Below are 17828 nucleotides of genomic sequence, written 5' to 3'. Positions count from 1 at the left end.
GGTCAGTCGGCGGTCCGGTCGGAGATCCAGGCGCCGGCGTCGGGAATGGTCATCTCGTAGGCCGATTCCAGCCAGGGCGAGCTGATCAGGAAATCGGCGCTGGCGGCGTTGCAGGCCACGGGGATGTTCCACAGGGCGGCGAGTCGCAGCAGCGCCTTGACGTCGGGATCATGGGGCTGGGGCGCGAAGGGATCCCAGAAGAAGATCAGCAGGTCGAGCCGCTGCTCGGTGATCAGGGCGCCGATCTGCTGGTCGCCGCCCAGCGGGCCGCTCATCAGTCCCCTGACGGGTAGCCCCACTGTCCTGGCCACCCGCTCCGCCGTGGTGCCGGTGCCGGTGAGTTCGTGGCGGGCCAGTGTCTCCTGCCAGCGTGCCGCCCATGCCAGCAGCTCCTCCTTCTTGCCGTCGTGGGCGATCAGCGCAATGCGCTTGCGCGCCGGCAGGGTGCGGGTCACGGTCTGGCGGGGACGGGTCACGTTCATGGGCTCATGCCTCCAGGATCTTCAGGGTGTTGGTGCCGCCATGGGCGTTCATGTGATCGCCGCGGGTCAGGATCACGTGGTCGCCGGGCGCGGCGATGCCCTTCTCCACCAGCAGCGCCAGCGCCCGGTCGTTGAGTTCGGTGGGGGCCATGTCGCGGGTATCGAAGGGCAGCGACACCACCCCACGGTAGAGCGCCATGCGCCGCTGCGCCACCGGGCTGTGGGCCAGCCCGACGATGGGCAGCCCCGAGCGGATCCGCGAGGCAATCAGCGGCGTGTAGCCGGTGGAGGTCATGCAGGCGATGGCCGCCACGCCCGAGAGGTGGTTGGCGGCGTACATGGCGGAGAGCGCGATGGTCTCGTCGATGCGCGAGAAACCCTCGTGGATGCGGTGGCCGGATTCCTGGGCGACCTTCTCCCGCTCGGCGCCCAGGCAGACCCGGTCCATCGCCTCGATGGTCTCCACCGGGAAGCGCCCCGCGGCGGTCTCGGCAGAGAGCATTACCGCGTCGGTGCCGTCGAGCACGGCGTTGGCCACGTCGAACACCTCGGCCCGGGTGGGCAGCGGCGATTCGATCATCGACTCCATCATCTGGGTGGCGGTGATCACCGCGCGGTTGAGGGTGCGGGCGCGCTTGATGATGCGCTTCTGGGTACCGATCAGCTTGGCGTCGCCGATCTCCACGCCCAGGTCGCCACGCGCCACCATGACCGCCTCCGAGGCGCGGATGATGCCGTCCAGGGTCGCCTCGTCGGCTACCGCCTCGGCCCGCTCGAGCTTGGCCACCAGGCCGATCTCGGCCCCGGCCTCGCCGAGCAATTCGCGTGCCTCGGCCATGTCGGCGGCACTGCGCGGGAAGGAGACCGCCAGGTAGTCGACGCCGATCGCCACGGCGGTGGCGAGGTCCGCGCGGTCCTTGTCGGTGAGCGCCGGAGCCGAGAGGCCACCGCCCTGCTTGTTGATGCCCTTGTTGTTGGAGAGCTTGCCGCCCACCGTCACGGTGGTGTGGATCTCGCGCCCCTCGACGCCGCTGACGTCGAGCACCAGCCGGCCGTCGTCGAGCAGCAGGCGGTCGCCCGGGGCGACATCGTCGATCAGCTGCTGGTAGTCGCAGCCGACCCGGGTCGCATCGCCGGCGTTGCCGTCGAGGGCCATGTCGAGCACGAAGGGGGCGCCCTCGGCGAGCTCGACGGCGCCCTCGGCGAAGCGGGCGATGCGGATCTTGGGCCCCTGGAGGTCGCCGAGGGCGGCGACGCTCCGGCCCAGGCGGTCGGCGATCTCGCGCACCCGGGTCAGGCGCTGGCGGTGGTCGTCGGGGGAGCCGTGGGAGAAGTTGAGGCGCACCACGTCGACGCCGGCCGCGATCATGGCCTCCAGCACGCCCTCGCGGTCGCTGGCCGGGCCCAGGGTGGCGACGATCTTGGTGCGGCGAATGGGGTCATGGATGGAGGAGTGGTGAGGCTGGCTCGACATCGCGGTCTCCTGGGGCAAGGGGCTGGGTGTCCAGAATAGCGGACTATGTGTAAGTTTACTACTAATCGAGCGGAGATCTGGCTCGTGGTAAGTATCAGCCCACAGATAATGGTTAGTTTTTAAGCGTTACGAATGTAAACTTACCAAAATAATCTTGAATCCTTCCCTCCGCTGAGGCACATTGCGGAGAGGACGAGCCCGTGGGCAAGTCGGGCGGCGACCGGCCGCCACCTCCGCCGACCGGCTCCCCCCGGACCACGACAAGATCACAACAGGGCCACCGCCTGGGAGGAGAGAACCATGACCCTCAAGATTGCCATCAACGGCTTCGGCCGCATCGGCCGCAACGTGCTGCGGGCCCTCTACGAGAACGGCTATCGCCACCGGGTGCAGGTGGTGGCCATCAACGATCTCGGTGATCCCGCCCTCAACGCCCATCTGCTGCGCCACGATACCGTGCACGGCCACTTCCCCTTCAAGGTAGAGCACGACGAGCAGAGCCTTTGCGTTGACGGCGACCGCATCGCCATCCTATCCGAGCGGGACCCGGCGGCGCTGCCCTGGGCGACGCTGGGCGTCGATCTGGTGATGGAGTGCACCGGGCTGTTCACCCGACGTGCCGCCGCCGCCAAGCACCTCGCGGCCGGCGCCCGGCGGGTACTGATCTCAGCGCCGAGCCCGGATGCCGACGCCACCGTGGTCTACGGGGTGAACGAGCAGGTCCTGAGCGCCGAGCACAAGGTGGTCTCCAACGCTTCCTGCACCACCAACTGCCTGGCGCCGATCGCTCAGGCCCTCAACGCGGCGGTGGGCATCGAGAACGGCCTGATGACCACGGTGCACGCCTACACCAACGACCAGAACCTCTCCGACGTCTATCACAGCGATCCCTACCGGGCGCGCAGCGCCACCCACTCGATGATCCCGACCAAGACCGGGGCCGCCGCCGCCGTCGGGCTGGTGCTGCCGGAACTCGCCGGCAAGTTCGACGGCCTGGCGGTGCGGGTGCCGGTGATCAACGTCTCCCTGGTCGACCTGGTGTTCACCGCCGGCCGAGACACCACCCGGGAGGAGATCAACGCCATCGTTGCCCGGGCCGCCGAGGCCTCCCCGGTGCTGGCGGTCAACGCCCAGCCGCTGGTCTCCATCGACTTCAACCACGACGCCCACTCTTCCACCTTCGATGCCAACCACACCCGGGTGAACGGTCGCCTGGTGAAGGTGATGGCCTGGTACGACAACGAGTGGGGCTTCTCCAACCGCATGCTGGATACCGCACTCGCCATGCAGGCGGTGAGCGACGCCAAACGCGAAGCGGCCTGATCGCCTGACCCGGCCTGTCGCCGGGTCCTTGGCGCGAACGCCGGGACGGGAAACCGTCCCGGCGTTCGCGCGTCAGGGACCCGGGCAACGGCAGCAGGGCCCGGGTAACACCCGGGCCCTGTCGGTGGGGCGCCCCTGGTGCCGGGTCAGGTGGCGGCGCTCACAGCCACCGGTGCGGCGCCGCGCTTGATCGCGGCGTAGCCCATGCCGGTGACCAGGGAGCCGATCACGATGGCCGCGAGGTAGAGCAGCACCGGGGTGATGGCGCCGGGAATCATCAGCACGAAGATGCCGCCATGGGGGGCCATCAGCTGGGCGCCGACCAGCATGGAGAGGGCGCCGGTCACCGCGCCGCCGGCGATGCAGGCGGGGATCACCCGCAGCGGGTCCTTGGCGGCGAAGGGGATGGCGCCCTCGCTGATAAAGCACAGCCCCAGGACGAAGGACGCCTTGCCCGCCTCACGCTCCGGCTCGGAGAACTTGTGCTTGGCCACGAAGCTACTGATGCCCATGCCGATGGCCGGCACCATGCCGGCGGCCATGATCGCCGCCATGGGCGCGTAGGTCTGGGAGGCCAGCAGGCCGACGCCGAAGGTGTAGGCGGCCTTGTTGACCGGTCCACCGAGGTCGACGCACATCATGGCGCCGAGCAGGATGCCGAGCAGCACGGCGTTGGTGGCATCCATGCCGGCCAGGAAGCTGGTCAGCCCGGCCATGATCGCCGCCACCGGCTCGCCGATCACGTAGATCATGGTCAGGCCGGTGACCAGACTGGCCACCAGGGGAATGATCAGGATCGGCTTGAGCGACTCGACGCTGGCCGGCAGCTTGACGTGGCGGGCCACCGCCAGCGCCACATAGCCGGCCAGGAAGCCGGCCAGGATGCCGCCGAGAAAGCCCGCCTCGATATTGGCGGCCAGCATGCCGCCGATCATGCCCGGGGCGATGCCCGGTCGGTCGGCGATGGAGTAGGCGATATAGCCGGCCAGTACCGGAATCATCAGCGCAAACGCCGTGCCGCCGCCGATCTGCATCAGCGCCGCGGCCAGGGTCCCTTCCTGCTCGAAGGCCTCGATGCCGAAGGCGAAGGAGAGCGCGATCAGCAGTCCCCCGGCCACCACCATGGGCAGCATGAAGGAGACCCCGGTGAGCAAGTGCTTGTAGACGCCGACCTCCTTTAGACTCTTCTTGGCGCTGTTGGAGGCACCGCTGGGAGCGCTGCCGGCGCTCTCCACCGCGGCGTTTTCCAGCGCCGCCTCGATGGTGGGCTTGGCCTTCTTCAGGGCGTTGCCGGTGGAGGTGCGATAGAGGCGCTTGCCGGCGAAGCGGGTCGGATCGATCTCGATATCGCAGGCCAGGATCACCACGTCGGCGTCGGCGATCTCCTCCTCGGTCAACTGATTCTGGGCGCCCACCGAGCCCTGGGTTTCCACGCGGATCTGGTGACCGAGTGCCTTGCCTGCCTCGGATAGGGCTTCGGCCGCCATAAAGGTATGCGCCACCCCGGTGGGGCAGGCGGTCACCGCCACGATCCGGGCGCTACCCGTTGCGGCGGCCGGTGCCTCGGCCTGGGCCGGCGAGGTAAAGGGGGTGGCCTCACGCTCGGCGCGTGCCAGGAAGGCGGCCGGGTCGGGCAGGGCCTGGTCGATGGCGGCCTGGAACAGCGGTTTGCCGGCGAAGCGCTCGGAGGCCGGGACGCGGTCGGCGGCGACGATCACCAGGTCGGTGGCGGCGATAGCCTCGGCGGAGAGTGGCGTCGGGGCCACCAGCTCGCCATGCATCTCGATGCTGGGCGACCAGCCCAGGCGGCGGGCGGCCTGCTCCAGGCGGCGGGCGGCGAGGAAGGTAGTGGCCATGCCGCTCGGGCAGGCGGTGATGATGATGACGTTCATGCGATGGCTCCCCCCGCGCTGGCATCGACATCGTTGAGGCGACGCACGCGGGTCTGTTGTTGGAGGTGGGGGAAGTCGGAGGCGCGGGGATTGCCCACGCCGACGTGGCGGACGGACTCGGCGGAGAGCGCCGTGGCCAGGCGCAGGGTCTGCTCGGGGGTGTGGCCTTCGATCACCCCATGCAGGAGGGCGGCGAGCAGGGTATCGCCGGCGCCCACGGTGCTGGCCACCTCGAGACGCGGCGGCACCGCCTGCCAGGCCCCGCGCTGGCTGACCCAGAGCACCCCGGCGGGGCCCGCCGAGATCAGCGACTCCTCGATGCCGCCCGCGTAGAGCCTGAGGGCTGCCTTGAGGCGGGCCTCACCGGTGTCCAGGGCATGGCCAGCCCAGTCGGCCAGCTCCAGCTCATTGGGCTTGACGGCGGTGGCGCGGGCGCCGATGGCGGCGGTCAGCGCCGCGCCGCTGGTATCGACCCACACCGGTAGGCCCTCGCCGCGCAAGTGAGTGACCAGCTCGGCCAGCTCCGCGGGCGTGAGTCCGGGGGGCAGACTGCCGGCGATCACCACCGCCGCGGGGCGGCGCTCGGGATTGGCCAGGAAGGCGTCGAGCCAGGCCAGCAGCCGCTGCCAGGCGGCGCTGCCGATGGTGGCACCGGGCCCGTTGATGTCGGTGACTCGACCGTCGGCCTCGGCGAGCTTGGCGTTGATGCGGGTTTCTCCGGGCACGCGCAGGAAGGCGTCCTCCACGCCCAGGGCCTCGAAGGCGCGCAGGAAGGGGCCGTCGTTGTCGATGCCGAGGAACCCCGACACCGTGACCTGGTGGCCGAGGGCGACCAGCACCCGGGCCACGTTGACGCCCTTGCCGGCAGCCTCCAGGTGGGTCTCGCGGGTGCGGTTGACCTCCCCGGGGACGAGTCGCTCGAGACCGATCGCCAGGTCCAGGGCGGGGTTGAGGGTGAGGGTGAGAATCCGGGCCATCAGCGCACCTCCAGGGCGTCGCGTACCGCCTCGGCGGTGGGCTGGGCCAGGGCCAGCTCGGCCTGGGCGCGGGCCTCGGCAAGATCGAACTCGCGTAGCCGCGCCTTGACCAGCGGCACCTGGCGGGCACTGACCGAGAGCTCGTCGACGCCGAGGCCCACCAGCACCGGGATCGCCGTGGCGTCACTGCCCAGCTCGCCGCACACCCCCACCCACTTGCCCTGGGCGTGGGCGGCCTGGACGGTCATCTGGATCAACCGCAGCACCGCCGGATGCAGGCCGTCGGACTGGGCGGAGAGCTCCGGGTGGCCGCGATCGATGGCCAGGGTGTACTGGGTCAGGTCGTTGGTGCCCACCGAGAAGAAGTCCACCTCGGCGGCGAGCGTCGGGGCCAGCAGGGCCGCCGAGGGTACCTCGATCATCACCCCGAGCTGGACGTCGGTGGCGCGTTCGGCCGCGGGCATCTCCTCGAGCAGGCGGTCGAAGATGGTGCGGGCGGTGCGGAACTCGCCGAGATCCTTGACCATGGGCAGCATGATGCGCAGCGGCCGGGCCGTCCCTTCGCCACCTGCCGCGGGCGCGGCTGCGATGAGCAGTGCGCGCAACTGGGTCTCCAGTACCTCGGGGCGGGTCAGCGCCAGCCGGATGCCGCGCAGGCCGAGGAAGGGGTTGTCCTCTCTGGGCACCGGCCAGTAGGGCAGCGGCTTGTCGCCGCCCACGTCCAGGGTGCGGGCCACCAATGGACGGCCGTCCAGGGCGTCGATAGCCTCGCGATATTCGGCGATCTGGGTCTCCAGATCGGGGGCCGAGGCGTGTGCCATGAAGATGAATTCGGTACGCAGCAGGCCGACTCCCTCGGCGCCGCGCTCCACGGCGTCCTGGGCGTGAGCGGTGTTGCCCAGGTTGGCGGCCACCTCGACGCGGTGGCCATCGGGGGTCCGGGCCGGCCGGTGGCGGGCCTCCCAGGCCTCCGCCTCGCGGCGGCGTTGGTCCGCCAGTCGTTGCTCGGCACTGGCCAGGCGCTCTTCGGAAGGGGCGATGGTGTAGCGGCCCCGGTCGCCGTCGAGGATCAGCAGGGTGTCATTGGCAAGCGTCAGCACCCTGTCGCCTGCGCCCACCGCGGCGGGGATGCCCAGTGCCCGGGCCAGGATGGCGCTGTGGGCGGTGGCGCCGCCGCGTGCGGTGAGCAGGCCGCGGACCCGCGCGGTATCCAGGCGGGCCACGTCGGAGGGGCCGAGGTCGTCGGCGATCAGGATATAGGGGGTATCCGGCGGCTCAGGCAGCTCGACCCGGCAGAGCAGCCCCAGCACCCGGCGCCCCACGTCGCGCAGGTCGGCGGCACGTTCGGCCAGTAGGCGGTCGGCCAGCATCTCCTGGGCGTGGGCGGCGGTCTCGATGGCATGCCACCAGGCGGCTTCGGCGGAGGCACCCTCACTGATGCCCTCGCGGGCGGCCTGGTGCAGTTCGGGATCGGTGAGCATCTCCTCGTGCATGGAGAGGATCTGGGCCACCTCGCCGCCGCGGGCCTGGCCCACCAGGGCCTCGAGCTGCGCCTCGCCCTCGCGCAGCGCCTCGTCCAGCCGGCGGCTCTCGACGGCTGGTTCGCTGGCCCGCTCGGGGTACTCGAAGCGTGGTGTGCGCAGCACGAAGGCCGGGGCGATGGCCAGGCCCGGAGAGGCGGCCACCGCCGTCTGGGGTTCGTCCTCGGGCAGGGGGTTGATCGTCACTACCGGCTGGGGCAACTGGTGCTCGCGGCTCTCGTTGAAGGGCAGCACAGATTCGCCGAGGCCCTCGGTGACGGCTTGGCAGACGGCCTCAAGGGCCGCCTTGGCGCTCTCGCCCTCGGCGGAGAAGAGCAGCGGCTGGCCGCGTCGGGCGCCCAGGCCAATCACCTTGGTCAAGCTAGTGGCCAAGACCGCCCGGCCGCCGCCCTCCGCCAGGCGTACCCGAATCGTCACACCCTGGGCGCGGGCCACCTGCACCAGCTGCTTGGCCGGGCGGGCGTGCAGGCCATGGGCATTGAGTACCCGCACTCGCCTGGTGGTGGCAGTCGCACTCTCGCCGGCCAGCCGGGCCAGCACCGTAGCGGCATCGGCGCCGGCCAGAGCGGAGGCGCTGCCACTCTCCAGCAGGGTGATGAGTCGCTCCAGCAGTCCGTGATGAGCGTCGCCCTGGGCGGCCAGGCAGAAGACTCCGGTCAAGGGGGAATCCCCTGCGGCGAGTGGGGATGCCGGCGTGGCCAGTGCCAGGGCCGGCTGGGTCACGCCCTTGTCGCTGGTCACCAGCCACAGTCCCTGGCCGAGGTTGCGGGGCGTCTGGTCGGCCACGGTGGCGACGAAGGCACTCTCCACGCAACCGGCCTGGCGCAGACGGGCGGCGGCGGCCAGGGCCAGCTCGCTGGCGTCCCGAGCGGGGAAGCCGAGGCACAGGGTATCGGCATCCAGCCGCGCCTCCACCACTGCCTTCGACAGCAGTCCGGCGATCTCGGCGCGAGAGTCGGCGGCGGCCAGGCGCTCGGCGACGCCGTCGCGGTCCAGCACATGGGTCAGCTGGCGCAGGATGTCCAGGTGCTCATCGCTCTGGGCGGCGATGGTCACCAGCACATGGACGCGGTTGCCGTCATGCCAGTCGATGCCCTGGGGGAACTGCAGCACCCGCACCCCGGTGGCGCGCACGTGCTCGCGGCTCTCCGGCGTGCCATGGGGGATGGCGATGGCGCTGCCGAGGAAGGTGGAGGACTGCGCCTCTCGGGCGTGCAGGCCGTCGCGGTAACCAGAGGCCACCAGGCCGGCTTCCTGCAGCGCCTCGGCGGCGAGGTCCAGGGCGCCGCGCCAATCGTGGGCCTCGCAGCCCAGCAGGATATCGTCCTGGGTGAGGGTGAGCATGGGAGTGTCCTCGAGGGTGGGTGAATCGTGTCAGCATGGCGTCAAGGCTGGCTCGATTCACCTCACATGGCAAGGCGAAGAGCCTACGACATTGGTAGGGGAGTCCAGGAGCGCCAGGCTGGCATCGAGTGGCGTAGAATCGTGTCACTCACGCCAAAAGGAAAGGTTATGACGCTCGCCGAGATCGCACGCCTGGCCGGTGTCTCGCGCACCACGGCCAGCTATGTCATCAACGGCAAGGCCGAGGAGAAGCGCATCAGCCCGCAGACCGTGGAGCGGGTGATGGCCGTGGTGCGCAAGCACCGTTTCCGAGTCGATGCCCAGGCCGCGGCACTGCGCCGCGGCAGCAGCCGCATCCTCGGCTTGATCGTGCCCGACCTGGAGAACGCCAGCTATGCGCGCCTGGCCAAGCGGCTAGAACGCGGCGCTCGAGAGCAAGGCTACCAGCTGCTGATCGTCGGCTCCGACGATCGGCCGGAAAGCGAGCGGGACCTGGCGCTGGCGCTGCGCGCCCAGCGCTGCGAGGTGCTGATCACCGCCAGCTGTCTGTCGCCGGACGATCCCTTCTACGTCGAACTGATGGCCGACGGCCTGCCGGTGATCGCCGTGGACCGCGGCCTGGACACGGCGCGTTTCGTCAGCGTGGTGAGCAACGACGCCGAGGCCGCCGAGCGCCTGACGCGTTCGGTGCTGGGTGAGGGGGTGCGACGGGTGGCCTGGCTGGACGCCGTGCCGGGGATCTCCATCACCCGGGAGCGACGGGCCGGCTTCGAGCGTGCCCTGGCGGGCCAGGATGTCGAGCCGGTCATCGCCAGCGGGGAGCGCTACGAGCGCGACGAAGGCGCGCGGCTGCTGCGCGAGCTGATCGCTGCCCACGGCCTGCCCGATGCCCTGATCACCGCCTCCTACACCCTGCTCGACGGGGTCTTCGATGTGCTGTTGGAGGAGGGGGGGCTGCCCCAGGACCTGCGCCTGGCCACCTTCGGCGACAGCCGGCTGCTGGACTTCCTGCCGCAGCCGGTCAACTCGGCGGTGCAGGATCACGACCGCATTGCCGCGGCCGCCCTGCAGGCCGCCCTCGCCGCGGCGCGCGGCGACTACCGCCCGGGCGAGACGGTCATCGCCCGGCGGCTGCGCTGGCGGCGGCCGGATCGCCGGCCGGTCTCATGACGGCGGTTCAGCCTTTGAGACGTGCCAGATCCTCGCGGGTGGGCAGGGCGGCATAGGCGCCGGGGCGGGTCACGGCGTGGGCGCCGCAGCGGCAGGCGGTCTCCACGGCCCGGGCCAGGAAGTCGGCGTCGCGGTGCCAGTCGCCGTCGATGCCTGCCTCGCCGAGGTGTTCAGCGAGCTCGGCCAGCAGCCCGCCGATGAAGGCGTCGCCGCCGGCGGTGGTGTCCACCGCCTCGACGGCGGGCGGCGTCACGCGCCTCTCGAGGCCCGCGCCCAGCAGGCGAACCTCGCCGGGCCCGTCGGTGATCACGACGGCCTTGACCCCGGCGGCCAGCCGCTCGGCCAGCCAGGCGTCCTCCGGGTGGTCGGCGCGCAGGCAGTCGAGCTCGTCGGTGGAGAGCTTGAGCAGGTCGGCGGCGTCGAGCAGGCGGGTCACCAGGCTGATGTCGGCCTGGCCGGTCGCCCACAGGTTGTGGCGCAGGTTGGCGTCCACGCTGACCAGGCAGCCGGCGCGACGGGCCATCTCGGCCATGGCCAGGGTGGTCTCGGCGATTTCCGGCTCGGTCAGGCTGTTGCTGCACAGGTGCAGGATGGCGGGCTCGGCGAACACGCCCTGGGGCAGGTGCTCGAGCCGGTAGAGCAGGTCGGCGGCCGGTGGCCGGTAGAAGTCGAAGGTGCGCTCCCCCGCGGCGTCCCGGGAGACGAAGGCCAGCGCGGTTCGCGCCTCCCGGGTGCGCACCGCCCCGGAGGTGTCGACGCCATGGGCGGCCAGCTCCCGGGCGAGGAAGTCGCCGAAGCGGTCCTCGCCGAGCATGCCGAGGAAGCGGCTGGGCACGCCCAGCCGAGCGCAGGCCACGGCCACGTTGGCGGGCGCGCCGCCGGCGTACGGGGTGAAGGTCTCGGTCTCGTCGGCGGCCGGGTCGCCGAGTCGGCTCGAGAGCATGTCGACCAGAGCCTCGCCGAAGGCGATCACGGGCATCATGCGGGAAGCTCCAGGCTGAGGGTGGTGCCCAGCAGGTGCTGGGCGCCGGGGACGAGCCACACCGGGTCGAGGCGGGTATTGGCGGACTCCACGCAGAGGAAGCGGCGGGCGGCCTCGGCGGGGGTGTCGTCGGGCAGCGCTTCGCCGGGGTGCCAGATCACCGCCGAGTCGCTGCCCTGGCGGGCGATGCGCAGGCGGCGCGAGCCGTCGTCCAGGACCAGCTCGGCGTTGCTGTGGTAGATGCGGTCGAGCCCGCCGCGCACGCCGAGCTCGCCCTGCTGATCGTGTTCGGCGAAGCCGGCCAGCTTGTCCAGGTAGCGGGCACCGGCCAGCCCTTCGACGCGGCAGGCGAAGGCGTCGCCCACGGCCAGGTAGCTGTGCAGGGCGCCGCTGATCTTCACCGGCGTCTCGCCGACGTGCTCGGTGATCAGCTCCAGGTGGAGGCGGCGGGCATTGGCCTGGACCACCAGCCGCGGCGCCAGCTGGGTATGCAGGCGCCCCTCGGGCGAGAGGTGCAGCTCCACGCCCTCCTCGTGGTCATCCACCGCATCCAGCCGCCAGTCGGCCTTGCGCGCCGGGCCATGGAAGGGGCCCGAGCGGTCCGGCGACTCGTCAGCATAGCGGTCGTCGGCGAACCAGGGCCAGCAGAGCGGGATGCCCCCGCGGATCGCTCCGGGCAGGGCCTGGGGCGTCGGCGTCACCCACAGCCAGCCGTCGCCGTCACGCTCCGCAGGTTGAAAGTGAAGGACCTGGGCGCCCTGGAGCGAGACGGCCAGCTCCCCCCAGCCCTCGTTGGCCAGCCACACCTCGCGGCCGGCCCATTCGGCGCGGCGTCGACCGCGGGTCTCGTCGAGCAGGGTTCGCAGGCTTTGCGGAATCATCATTCGACCTCTTCCGTCGCGTTACTCGACTTCTTCCGTCGATTCATTTGACCTCTGGATTATGCAGGGCCTCGGCGGCGCCCAGCAGCCCCGGCCAGGGCGCGGTGGCCAGGTGCACGGGGATCGCCGCCGTGTAGGGGCCCATGCGCCCCTTGGCGGCGAAGGCCTCGCAGAAGCGGCTCCGCGGCAGCCACTCCCGCAGCCGGGGCAGGATGCCGCCGCACAGGGTGACCCCGCCGCGGGCGCCCAGCATCAGGGCGGCGTCACCGCAGACGTCGCCGAGGATCTTGAGAAAACGCAGCAGGGTATCTCGGGCCAGCGGGTCGCTGTCGGCCGCTGCGGTGACCTCGGCGGGGGTGGTGTGCACGGGGTTGGCGCCCTTGAGCGAGCAGTGGGCGAGGTAGAGGTCCAGCAGTCCCTGGCCGCACAGCAGGCGCTCCACGCTGACCCGGCCGTAGCGGTTGCGGAAGTGGCGCAGGAGGTTCTGCTCGCGCTCGTCGGTGGGGGCGAAGGTGACGTGGCCCCCCTCGGTGGGCAGCGGGATCCAGGCGTGGCGGCCGGGGAAGAGCCCGGCCACGCCGAGGCCGGTGCCGGGGCCGATCACCAGCCGGGCCGCGTGGGGGATCGCCTCGCCGGGCTGCACCTCGACCAGGTCTTCCTCACCCAGGTGGGGTACGCCCAGCGCCTGGGCGGTGAAGTCGTTGATCACCTTGAAGAGCGAGAGACCAAGCGCCTGTTGGACCTCGGCCCGGGAGAAGGACCAGGGGTTGTTGGTCATGGTGACCCGGTCGCCGCGGATCGGGCAGGCGAAGGCCAGGCAGGCCTCGCGCGGGGCCCCGTCGCCGGTGGCGCCGACCCGTGCCAGGTAGTCGCGTACCGCCTCCACCAGGCCGGGGTAGTCGGCGCAGGGCAGGCTCAGGATGTCGTGGGGCGCGAAGCCGCCCGGGGTCACCAGGGCGAAGCGCGCGTTGGTGCCGCCGATGTCCCCGATAAGTGCGGGTCGTGTCATTGCCGTGGGCCCTCAGGCATCCTCGTCGTGGATCTGGCCGGCCTGGCGGGCCAGGTCGTCGGCCTCGAAGCCGCCGAACACCGAGGCGCCCTGCTCGGAGCCGCTGGCCAGGTGGCGGAAGCCGGCGAACAGCTCGCGGCCCAGGCCCACGTGGTAGTGGTCGAGATGCGGCTCGCCGACCTCGCGTTCGGCCCAGGCGTGGGCGTCCACCTTGACCTCGAGGGTGCCGGCATTGGCGTCCAGGCGGACGATATCGCCATCGCGCAGCCTCGCCAGGGGGCCGCCGTCCAGGGCCTCAGGGGTCATGTGGATGGCCGCCGGCACCTTGCCTGAGGCCCCGGACATGCGCCCGTCGGTGACCAGCGCCACCTTGTGGCCGCGGTCCTGGAGCACGCCGAGATAGGGGGTGAGCTTGTGCAGCTCCGGCATGCCGTTGGCCTTGGGGCCCTGGTAGCGCACCACCACTACCACGTCGCGATCCAGCTCGCCGGCCTCGAAGGCCGCCTTGAGCTCGTTCTGGTCCTCGAAGATCCGCGCCGGGGCCTCGACACTCCGGTGCTCCTCGGCCACTGCCGAGACCTTGATCACCCCTCGGCCCAGGTTGCCGTCCAGCACGGTGAGGCCGCCGGTGGGGGCGAAGGGGGCGGCCACGCCGCGCAGCACGTCCCGGTCGAGGCTCTCGGTGGGGCCCTCGCGCCAGGTCAGCTGCCCGTCCTCGAGGAAGGGCTCCCGGGTGTAGGCGGTCAGGTCGCTGCCGAACACCGTGGGGATGTCGCCATGGATCAGCCCGGCGCCGAGCAGCTCGCGAATCAGCAGGCTCATGCCGCCCGCGGCCTGGAAATGGTTCACGTCGGCCTGGCCGTTGGGGTAGATGCGGGTCAGGCTGGGGGTCACCGCGGAGAGGGCGGTGAAGTCGTCCCAGGTGATGGTGAGGCCCGCCGCGGCGGCCATGGCCACCAGGTGCAGGGTGTGGTTGGTGGAGCCGCCGGAGGCCAGCAGGCCGACCATGGCGTTGACGATGGCGCGCTCGTCGATCTGCTGGTAGAAGGGACGGTAGTCGCCGCCGACCTCGGTGTTGCGGATCGCCTGCTCGGCGGCGTAGCGGGTCAGCGCCTCGCGCAGCGGCGTGCCCGGGTTGACGAAGGAGGCGCCGGGCAGGTGCAGGCCCATCATCTCCATCATCAGCTGGTTGGAGTTGGCGGTGCCGTAGAAGGTGCAGGTGCCGGGGCTGTGGTAGGAGGCGGACTCCGCCTCGAGCAGCTCGTCGCGGCCCACCTTGCCCTCGGCGTAGAGCTGACGGATGCGCGCCTTCTCCTTGTTGGGCAGGCCGCTCTCCATGGGGCCGGCAGGCACGAACAGCGCCGGCAGGTGGCCGAAGCGCGCCGCGCCGATGAACAGGCCAGGAACGATCTTGTCGCAGACCCCCAGGTAGAGGGCGGCGTCGAACATGTTGTGGGAGAGCGCCACGGCGGTGGCCATGGCGATCACCTCCCGGGAGAAGAGCGACAGCTCCATTCCGGGCTGGCCCTGGGTCACCCCGTCGCACATGGCCGGCACGCCGCCGGCGAACTGGGCGGTGCCGCCCATGGCGCGGGCGGCGGCCTTGATGGTCGCGGGGAAGGCCGCAAGCGGCTGGTGGGCGGAGAGCATGTCGTTGTAGGAGGAGACGACCCCCAGGTTGGCGCTGTTCATCAGCTTGAGGCGGCCCTTGTCCTCCGCGCCGCAGGCGGCGAAGCCGTGGGCCAGGTTGCCGCAGGAGAGCTCGCCGCGATGTACGCCGCGCCGATGCTGGTCGGCCATGCGCGCCTCGTAGAGGGCGCGGCGCTCGGCGGAGCGCTCGCGGATGCGTCGGGTAACATCGGCGACGGTGGCGTTCAGTTCGGGGGTCGGCGTGGCCATGGGGCACCTCGGTCTCTTGTGGCGTGTTTGGTAAGTTTACCAAAATTATATCCGGATTCCTCGCCATTCTAGCCGGAGTCTTGGAATATTTGTAGTTTTATTACCTTAGGTTCTTGGCTGGCGACGCCTCCGGCTAGAGCCCCAGCAGCCTGAGCAGCCAGCGGCGGTAGGGGGGATTCAGCAGCCCCACGGCACTGCGCCGCGCCTGGAGGAAGACGCTGCGCTCCAGGCTGAAGCGCAGGAAGCCGGCCTCGCCCTGGTAGGCCCCCATGCCGCTCTCGCCCACGCCGCCGAAGGGCAGTGCCGGCACGGCGTTGTGCCAGAGGGTGTCGTTGAAGACCACGCCGCCGGAGTGGGTGGTCTCCAGCACCTGCCGGCGCCGCCCGGCATCGTCGGTGAAGGCGTAGAGCGCCAGCGGACGGGGGCCGGCGTTGACATGGTCGATGGCGGCGTCGAGGTCGCGCACGCCGACGATCGGCAGCCAGGGGCCGAAGATCTCCTCGCGCATCAGCGACAGGCCCTCGTGGGGGTCGATCACCAGGGTCGGCGGCAGCTTGACCCCGCCCCCCGGCAGCTCGACGCGCTCGCCCAGGGCGATCACCCGGCAGCCGTGGTCGCGGGCCTCCTCCAGCGTCGCCTCGAGCCGCGCCCGCTGGTGGCTCCCCAGCACGGCCGTGTAGTCCTCGCTGGCGGTGCCCCGGGGGTAGAACGTCTTCACCGCCTTGCGCATCGCCTCGATGAAGTCGCCGAGCCGGGAGGCCTCGACCAGCACGTGGTCCGGGGCGATACAGGTCTGGCCGGCGTTGAGCCACTTGCCGAAGGCGATGCGCTCGGCGGCGCGGGTCAGGTCGGCGTCGTCGGCGACGATGGCCGGCGTCTTGCCGCCGAGCTCCAGGGTGATGGGGGTCAGGTTGGCGGCGGCGGCCCGGGCCACCTCGCGGCCGATGCGCCCGCCGCCGGTGAACAGCAGGTGGTCGAAGGGCAGGGCGGCGAAGGCGCGGGCCACCTCGGCATCACCCTCCACCACGCAGAGCTCCTCCGCTTCGAAATAGCGAGCCGCCAGGCGCGCCATCAGCGCCGAGGTGGCTGGGGTGTGTTCGCTGGGCTTGATCATCACCCGGTTGCCGGCGGCCAGGGCATCGATGGCGGGTAGCCAGGCGAGGCTCCACGGATAGTTGGAGGGTGAGATGATGCCCACCACGCCCAGCGGCTGGCTGTGTACCCGGGCGCGGGCCGGCTGCAGCCGCCAGCCGACCGGCTGGCGGCTGGGGCGCATCCAGCGGCGCAGCCTGCGCCGGGCGTATCCGGCCCCCTGGAGGATGGTGGCCACCTCGGCCAGGCGGGTCTCCATCTCGGCGCGCTGGCCGAAGTCCTTGTTGATGGCCTCGGCGATCTCGTTGCGGTGGCGGCGGGTCAGGGTGGCAAGCCGCGCCAGCCGCTCGCGGCGGGTGGCGAGGCTCGGGTAGGGGGCCGCGTTGAAGGCGCGGCGCTGGGCGTCGAGGTGGGCCTCTAGATCATGGGCATCGCGCATGCTGAGATCCTGTTTGCGGAGATGGAAGGTCGATCGTGGTCTGGGCACAATGGTGGCGCCATCTCGCCGCCAGGGGAAGGCACCACGACGCCCCATGAACGGAGTGACTGCATGACCATGCTGACGCGTCAGACCCTGCCCGCCATGGAGGCGGTGTCCGCCAGCGACTGGAACGCCCTGGTCGGCGACGATCATCCGTTCCTGCGCCACGAGTTCCTGCACGCCCTGGAGGCCAGCGGTTCGGTGGGCCCGGCCACTGGCTGGGTGCCCCGTCACCAGACGCTGTGGCAGGGTCAGTCTCTGGTCGGCATCATGCCGTTCTACCACAAGCACCACTCCTTCGGTGAATACGTCTTCGACTGGGCCTGGGCCGATGCCTGGGAGCGCGCCGGTGGACGCTACTACCCCAAGGCGCTGACGGCGATTCCCTACACCCCGGCGCCCGGCCCGCGGCTGGCCCTGGCGCCGGGGGTCGAGCCGCGCGCGGCCCGCGCGGCCCTGGCCGATGCCTGGGAGCTGACCAATGACCAGGAGATAGGCGAGCTCTCGAGCTGGCACCTGCTGTTCGCCGAGGAGGCCGAGGTGGCCGAGTGGCAGGCGGCGCGGCCGGAACTGCTGGCGCGCCACGGGGTGCAGTTCCAGTGGTGCGATCATGGGTATGGCGACTTCGCCGGCTTCCTGGCCGCCATGACCTCGAAGCGGCGCAAGGCGATCCGCCGGGAGCGGCGCATCGTCGCCGACCAGGGGCTGACCCTGCACCGCCTGGAGGGGGAGGCCATCGACGAGGCGGCCCTCGAGCACTTCTTCCGCTGCTACGAGATCACCTACCTGGAGCGCGGCCGCCACGGCTACCTCAACCTGGACTTCTTCCGCCGCCTGCATGCCTCGATGCCCGAGAGCCTGCTGCTGGTCCAGGCGCGGCTCGAAGGCACGCCGGTGGCCGCGGCCCTCTGCCTGCAGGGCGCGCGCACCCTCTTCGGCCGCTACTGGGGCAGCGAGGTGATGGCCGACTGCCTGCACTTCGAAGCCTGCTACTACCAGGGCATCGAGCACTGCCTGGCCCGGGGGCTTGCCACCTTCGACCCGGGCACCCAGGGGGAGCACAAGCTCGCCCGGGGCTTCGCGCCGCGCCTGCTCACCTCCCTGCACCATATCGCCGACCCGCGCCTGCGCGACGCCGTGGCGCGTTTCTGCGCTGAGGAGCGAGTGCAGGTGCGTGCCTACTGCCGGGCCGCCGAGCAGGCGCTGCCGTTTCGCGATGAGGCGAAGATTGGTCCTGCCGGCGAGCAATGAAGATGGCATAATACGCGCCATCGTAACGAC

At 71.1% G+C, this 17828-nt stretch carries 13 protein-coding genes; 3 read left to right on the top strand and 10 right to left on the bottom strand.

All coding sequences use genetic code 11. From position 1 onward, the window contains the following. Positions 1-2 precede the first annotated feature (2 nt). Positions 3-482 (bottom strand): methylglyoxal synthase, encoded by a 480-nt coding sequence (locus NFH66_RS12270; RefSeq protein WP_349610514.1) that lies wholly within the window; start codon positions 480-482, stop codon positions 3-5. 4 nt (positions 483-486) lie between these two features. Beyond that, entirely contained in the window at positions 487-1956 is a 1470-nt protein-coding gene (gene pyk / locus NFH66_RS12265; RefSeq protein ID WP_349610513.1) for a pyruvate kinase, read from the bottom strand. 300 nt (positions 1957-2256) lie between these two features. Here pyk and gap point away from each other — a divergent pair, with 300 nt between their 5' ends. Continuing rightward, complete coding sequence (gene gap, locus NFH66_RS12260; RefSeq protein WP_349610512.1) at positions 2257-3279, top strand: type I glyceraldehyde-3-phosphate dehydrogenase; 1023 nt, start codon at positions 2257-2259, stop codon at positions 3277-3279. Between the two features lie 146 nt (positions 3280-3425). On the opposite strand, the gene NFH66_RS12255 is transcribed toward gap, so the two are convergent. From NFH66_RS12255 to ptsP, 3 genes are read right to left on the bottom strand one after another with little or no spacing between them, the layout of a single operon-like run. Further along, positions 3426-5171, bottom strand: coding sequence for a PTS fructose-like transporter subunit IIB (locus tag NFH66_RS12255; protein ID WP_349610511.1), 1746 nt, complete (start codon positions 5169-5171; stop codon positions 3426-3428). Beyond that, on the bottom strand, positions 5168-6148 hold the full coding sequence (pfkB, locus tag NFH66_RS12250; RefSeq protein WP_349610510.1) for a 1-phosphofructokinase: 981 nt from the start codon (positions 6146-6148) through the stop codon (positions 5168-5170). Before pfkB ends, NFH66_RS12255 begins: the two co-directional genes overlap by 4 nt. After that, positions 6148-9033, bottom strand: coding sequence for a phosphoenolpyruvate--protein phosphotransferase (gene ptsP, locus NFH66_RS12245; protein ID WP_349610509.1), 2886 nt, complete (start codon positions 9031-9033; stop codon positions 6148-6150). Before ptsP ends, pfkB begins: the two co-directional genes overlap by 1 nt. 168 nt (positions 9034-9201) lie before the next feature. On the opposite strand from ptsP, the gene cra reads away from it, so the two are divergent. Continuing rightward, complete coding sequence (gene cra / locus NFH66_RS12240; RefSeq protein WP_349610508.1) at positions 9202-10203, top strand: catabolite repressor/activator; 1002 nt, start codon at positions 9202-9204, stop codon at positions 10201-10203. A gap of 7 nt (positions 10204-10210) precedes the next feature. Here cra and NFH66_RS12235 read toward each other — a convergent pair whose 3' ends face one another. From NFH66_RS12235 to NFH66_RS12215, 5 genes are all read right to left on the bottom strand, one after another. Beyond that, positions 10211-11185 carry a carbohydrate kinase family protein gene (locus NFH66_RS12235; RefSeq protein WP_349610507.1) on the bottom strand — a complete coding sequence of 325 codons (975 nt, stop codon included), beginning with the start codon at positions 11183-11185 and terminating at the stop codon, positions 10211-10213. Continuing rightward, positions 11182-12066, bottom strand: a complete 885-nt coding sequence (locus NFH66_RS12230) for a D-hexose-6-phosphate mutarotase (protein ID WP_349611731.1) — start codon at positions 12064-12066, stop codon at positions 11182-11184. The genes NFH66_RS12235 and NFH66_RS12230 overlap by 4 nt, the downstream gene beginning before the upstream one ends. A 43-nt stretch (positions 12067-12109) precedes the next feature. After that, positions 12110-13075 carry a glucokinase gene (gene glk, locus NFH66_RS12225; protein ID WP_349610506.1) on the bottom strand — a complete coding sequence of 322 codons (966 nt, stop codon included), beginning with the start codon at positions 13073-13075 and terminating at the stop codon, positions 12110-12112. 12 nt (positions 13076-13087) lie between these two features. Then, positions 13088-14974: a phosphogluconate dehydratase gene (edd, locus tag NFH66_RS12220; protein ID WP_349610505.1), complete on the bottom strand. Its 1887-nt coding sequence runs from the start codon at positions 14972-14974 to the stop codon at positions 13088-13090. A gap of 133 nt (positions 14975-15107) precedes the next feature. Beyond that, positions 15108-16505: a coniferyl aldehyde dehydrogenase gene (locus tag NFH66_RS12215; protein ID WP_349610504.1), complete on the bottom strand. Its 1398-nt coding sequence runs from the start codon at positions 16503-16505 to the stop codon at positions 15108-15110. Positions 16506-16616: 111 nt separating this feature from the next. Between NFH66_RS12215 and NFH66_RS12210 the strand changes: the two genes are divergently transcribed. Continuing rightward, the gene (locus NFH66_RS12210; RefSeq protein ID WP_349610503.1) at positions 16617-17798 is read left to right on the top strand and encodes a GNAT family N-acetyltransferase; all 1182 of its coding nucleotides are present in this window, start codon (positions 16617-16619) and stop codon (positions 17796-17798) included. Positions 17799-17828 lie beyond the last annotated feature (30 nt).

Source organism: Halomonas sp. H10-9-1, from assembly GCF_040147005.1.
Classification (GTDB): Bacteria; Pseudomonadota; Gammaproteobacteria; order Pseudomonadales; family Halomonadaceae; genus Halomonas.
This window is presented reverse-complemented; position numbering and strand designations above follow the sequence as displayed.

Bases quoted from the DNA above. Each gene is read 5' to 3' on its own strand.
- NFH66_RS12270 (WP_349610514.1), bottom strand. From the start codon at position 482: ATGAACGTGACCCGTCCCCGCCAGACCGTGACCCGCACCCTGCCGGCG.
- pyk (WP_349610513.1), bottom strand. From the start codon at position 1,956: ATGTCGAGCCAGCCTCACCACTCCTCCATCCATGACCCCATTCGCCGC.
- gap (WP_349610512.1), top strand. From the start codon at position 2,257: ATGACCCTCAAGATTGCCATCAACGGCTTCGGCCGCATCGGCCGCAAC.
- NFH66_RS12255 (WP_349610511.1), bottom strand. From the start codon at position 5,171: ATGAACGTCATCATCATCACCGCCTGCCCGAGCGGCATGGCCACTACC.
- pfkB (WP_349610510.1), bottom strand. From the start codon at position 6,148: ATGGCCCGGATTCTCACCCTCACCCTCAACCCCGCCCTGGACCTGGCG.
- ptsP (WP_349610509.1), bottom strand. From the start codon at position 9,033: ATGCTCACCCTCACCCAGGACGATATCCTGCTGGGCTGCGAGGCCCAC.
- cra (WP_349610508.1), top strand. From the start codon at position 9,202: ATGACGCTCGCCGAGATCGCACGCCTGGCCGGTGTCTCGCGCACCACG.
- NFH66_RS12235 (WP_349610507.1), bottom strand. From the start codon at position 11,185: ATGATGCCCGTGATCGCCTTCGGCGAGGCTCTGGTCGACATGCTCTCG.
- NFH66_RS12230 (WP_349611731.1), bottom strand. From the start codon at position 12,066: ATGATTCCGCAAAGCCTGCGAACCCTGCTCGACGAGACCCGCGGTCGA.
- glk (WP_349610506.1), bottom strand. From the start codon at position 13,075: ATGACACGACCCGCACTTATCGGGGACATCGGCGGCACCAACGCGCGC.
- edd (WP_349610505.1), bottom strand. From the start codon at position 14,974: ATGGCCACGCCGACCCCCGAACTGAACGCCACCGTCGCCGATGTTACC.
- NFH66_RS12215 (WP_349610504.1), bottom strand. From the start codon at position 16,505: ATGCGCGATGCCCATGATCTAGAGGCCCACCTCGACGCCCAGCGCCGC.
- NFH66_RS12210 (WP_349610503.1), top strand. From the start codon at position 16,617: ATGACCATGCTGACGCGTCAGACCCTGCCCGCCATGGAGGCGGTGTCC.